The 3389-nt window shown below is 65.9% G+C and carries 4 protein-coding genes; 2 read left to right on the top strand and 2 right to left on the bottom strand.

From position 1 onward, the window contains the following. The coding region (locus FNJ47_RS45190; protein ID WP_430649483.1) for an MFS transporter at positions 1-399 on the bottom strand (399 nt) is incomplete at its 3' end. Between FNJ47_RS45190 and FNJ47_RS54100 the strand changes: the two genes are divergently transcribed. Continuing rightward, positions 377-1360, top strand: a complete 984-nt coding sequence (locus FNJ47_RS54100) for an MFS transporter (protein WP_347341819.1) — start codon at positions 377-379, stop codon at positions 1358-1360. The two genes, FNJ47_RS45190 and FNJ47_RS54100, sit on opposite strands and share 23 nt — an antisense overlap. A gap of 14 nt (positions 1361-1374) precedes the next feature. Beyond that, positions 1375-1884, top strand: coding sequence for a DUF1993 domain-containing protein (locus tag FNJ47_RS45180; protein ID WP_163163141.1), 510 nt, complete (start codon positions 1375-1377; stop codon positions 1882-1884). 4 nt (positions 1885-1888) lie between these two features. On the opposite strand, the gene FNJ47_RS45175 is transcribed toward FNJ47_RS45180, so the two are convergent. Further along, positions 1889-3241 (bottom strand): M20/M25/M40 family metallo-hydrolase, encoded by a 1353-nt coding sequence (locus tag FNJ47_RS45175; protein ID WP_163163139.1) that lies wholly within the window; start codon positions 3239-3241, stop codon positions 1889-1891. Positions 3242-3389: the final 148 nt, after the last annotated feature.

Here is a 3389-nt window from a genome sequence, read left to right as displayed (position 1 = left end):
GTTGGCGCCGTAGAAGCCGAGCGCGCGGCCTTGTTCGGTCGCCGGAAACAGCACGCGGATCGAGGCGAGCACCTGCGGTGCCATCGCGGTGGCGGTGAGGCCCTGCAGGATCCGTCCGGCGACCAGCATGGCCGGCGACCATGCGATGCCGCACAGCACCGACGCGATCGTGAAGCCTGCAACGCCGGTCAGGAACATCCGTCGGCGGCCCAAGAGGTCGCCGAGCCGGCCGCCCGTGATCAGGAACACCGCGTAAGTCGCGGCATAGGCCGAGATCACGAACTGTACCTCGCTCGCCGTCGCGCCGAGATTGTCGCGAATGGCGGGGAGTGCGAGATTGACCACGTTGAAATCGAGGATCGGCAGGAAGGCACCGGTGAGCAGCACGGGCAGCGCCAGCCATCGCCGCGGGTCGACCGTTGCCGGCGGCGCGTCGTTGGTGTCGGCGCATCCATTCGGACTGGCCTGGCAGGCGATCTTCCTGATCAACGCACCGATCGGCCTCGCCGCCTTCCTCGGCGGACTGCTGTTCCTCACTGACTCGCGCGCCGAGCATGCCCAGCGGCTCGACATCGGCGGCGTCATCCTGCTGTCGCTCACACTCGGCCTTTTGGTCTATCCGCTGATCGAGGGCCGCGAATCCGGCTGGCCGATCTGGATCATCACGATGCTGCTGGCGTCTCCGCTGATGCTCGCCGCCTTCGTCCGCTTCGAGGTACGGCTGTCCGCACGCGGCGGCGATCCGCTGGTCGCGCTGCATCTGTTGCGCAACAGCGACTTCGTGATCGGGCTGGTGATGGCGCTCGCCTTCTACATGCTGTCGTCGTTCTATCTGACTTTCGCGGTCTACCTGCAAAGCGGATTGCATCAGTCTCCGCTGGCGGCCGGCCTTGCCACCCTACCCTTTGCCACCGGCTTCTTCGTCAGTTCGCTGGTGTCGTCGCTGGTGATGCAATGGCTCGGGGCGCGCACCCTGACGCTGGGTTTTGCGCTGCAGGTGATCGGCTTCGGCGTCGTGATGCTGTCGGTCAGCGGCACGCTGCCCCAGAGCCTTGAATTCGGCCTGATCTGCGGGGGGCTCGGCTTCGGCACCGTGATGCCGTCGGTGATCAAGGCCGTGATCGGCAGCATCGATCCGCGCCATGCAGGGCTGGCATCGGGCATGATGATCTCGACCTTCCAGATCGGCGCCGCGCTCGGCGTCGCCGTTATCGGCGGCGTGTTCTACAGCCTGCTCGGCCCGCATCCGCAGGCCGACGATTATGCGCACGCATTCACGATCGCAATCGGCTGCAATGTCGCGCTGCTGGCGCTCGGCGGCTGGCTGTCGCTGTGGCTGCCGCGCGAGCCTGCCGCTTGAAAAGGGAGAACTCCATGACCACGCCGCTCTACGATGCATCCGTCCCGGTGTTTCGTCAGATGCTCGACGCGCTTTCCGATCTCCTGCGCAAGGGCGAGGCCCACGCCCGCGAACGCGGTCTCGATCCCGATGCCATGCTCGCGGCGCGGCTGGCGCCCGACATGCTGACGCTGGTCGGCCAGGTGCAACGGGCGAGCGATCACGCCAAGGGCGCTGCCGGGCGGCTCGCCGGTCTCGAGCCACCACCCTTTGCCGACGACGAGGGGAACCTCGCCGCGGCGCATGCCCGGATATCGCGAACGCTCGACTACATCGACACGCTCCCGGTTGGAGCATTCGACAAGGCCGCGGAGCGCATCATCAGCCTGCCCTTCGGCGTCCCGCCAATGCCGGCAGCGCGCTATCTGTACGGCTTCGCGCTGCCGAGCCTGTTCTTCCACGTCGCCACCGCCTACGCCATCCTGCGCCATCACGGCGTGGCGCTCGGCAAGCGTGACTTCCTCGGCAACTACGTCTCGCAGTGACTCTCTATTTCTTCGCAACCTCGCGAAGCGTGTTGTAGACCCAGTCCGCCCCCTGCTTGATCGCCTCGACGCCGATCCTTTCGTCGTTGCCATGCATCCGGCTCAGGATGTCGTCGTCGAGCGGATAGGGATAGATGCCGTAAACCGGCACGTTGCGCTCGCGCCAGGCGGTGGCGTCGGTCCCCGCCTCGAACATTGTCGGCACCAGCACGGCGTCCTTCCAGACCCGCTTCGCGTTGCGCTCCAGCGCGGCATAGAGTTCGGTATCGACCGGCGACCCGGGCATCTTGCTCCGGATCAGATAGGCCTCCCGCGCCTCCTGCTGCGGCAGCGCGGTGACGATGCTGACCTCGATACCGGGATCGCCGACCGCGCGCTTGATCTCGGCAATCATCTGGTCGGTCGTCGTTCCCGGAAGCAGTCGCGTGTTCACGACCGCCTTGGCGTCGCCGGGGATGACGTTGGGCTTGATTCCGGCATCGATCATCGTGATCACCATGGTGTCGCGCAACAGGGCGTGCAGCAACAGGCTGTCCTTGGGACTGTCGGCAACCAGTTTCTTTCCGGCCGCGTCGAGATCGGCCTGGTCCTTAGCCGCCAACAGCTGCTTGATATCGGCCGCCGTCTGTTCCGAACTGATCGGAAGCAGCGCCTTGAAATAGGCTTCGGTCGCCGGCACCAGCTTGACGGCCGGATCGTGCACCGCGAGCTTGGCGAGCGCCGCGATCAGGCGGTCATTGGCCATCGCGCCCGCCGGGAACGGCCGCGAGGAATGGCCCGAGGGCCCGGTCGCCTTCAACGCAAACGTCGCCGAGAGCTTTTCCGCCGTGGTGACGTTGATCTGGCGGACCGTGCCGTCGCGCTCCTGCAGCACATAGCCGCCTTCGTTGAGCGCGAATTCCGCGTCGATCTTGTCCCAATGGTTCTTCGCCAGCCACACCGTGCTGTACTGCCCCTGCTCCTCGTCGGCCTCGGCCAGGAAGATCACGTCGCGTGACAGCGGCGTCTTCTCTTCCGCAAGCCGCATCACCGCGCTGGCAAAGACGGCGAGCCCGCCCTTGAAGTCCATCGCGCCGCGGCCGTAGACGAAACCGTCCTTCTCGACGCCAGCGAACGGCTCAACGGTCCATTTCTCGCGCTCGACCGGCACGACGTCGGCGTGGGCAGCCAGCAGCACCGGCTTCTTCGAGCCGTCGCCGCGCAGCCGGGCAATGAAATGTGCGGCCTTGCCGTTCGGGGCGACGAAGATGTCGACCTCGGCGCCCAGCGGCGCGAATTGCGACTTCAGATATTCGGCGAGCGCCCGCGTATCGCCGGGGCCATTCGAGGTGTCGAAGGCGATCAGCTTCTTGAGCAACGCAACCATATCCCGCGGCGTCGGCCTCAGGGAGCCCTCGGAAACAGCAGTTTCAGTATGGCAGCCGCGACGAGCGTCATCATGGCGAGGCCGGTGGAAAGATAAAGCGCGCTGGTGTTGCCGAACCGGTCGATCACGATCGCATAGA

The sequence above is a fragment of the Bradyrhizobium uaiense genome, from assembly GCF_010811875.1.
In the GTDB taxonomy this organism is placed as follows: domain Bacteria; phylum Pseudomonadota; class Alphaproteobacteria; order Rhizobiales; family Xanthobacteraceae; genus Bradyrhizobium; species Bradyrhizobium uaiense.
The sequence above is the reverse complement of the archived record's forward strand: the minus strand, read 5'-3'. Positions and strand labels throughout refer to the sequence as shown.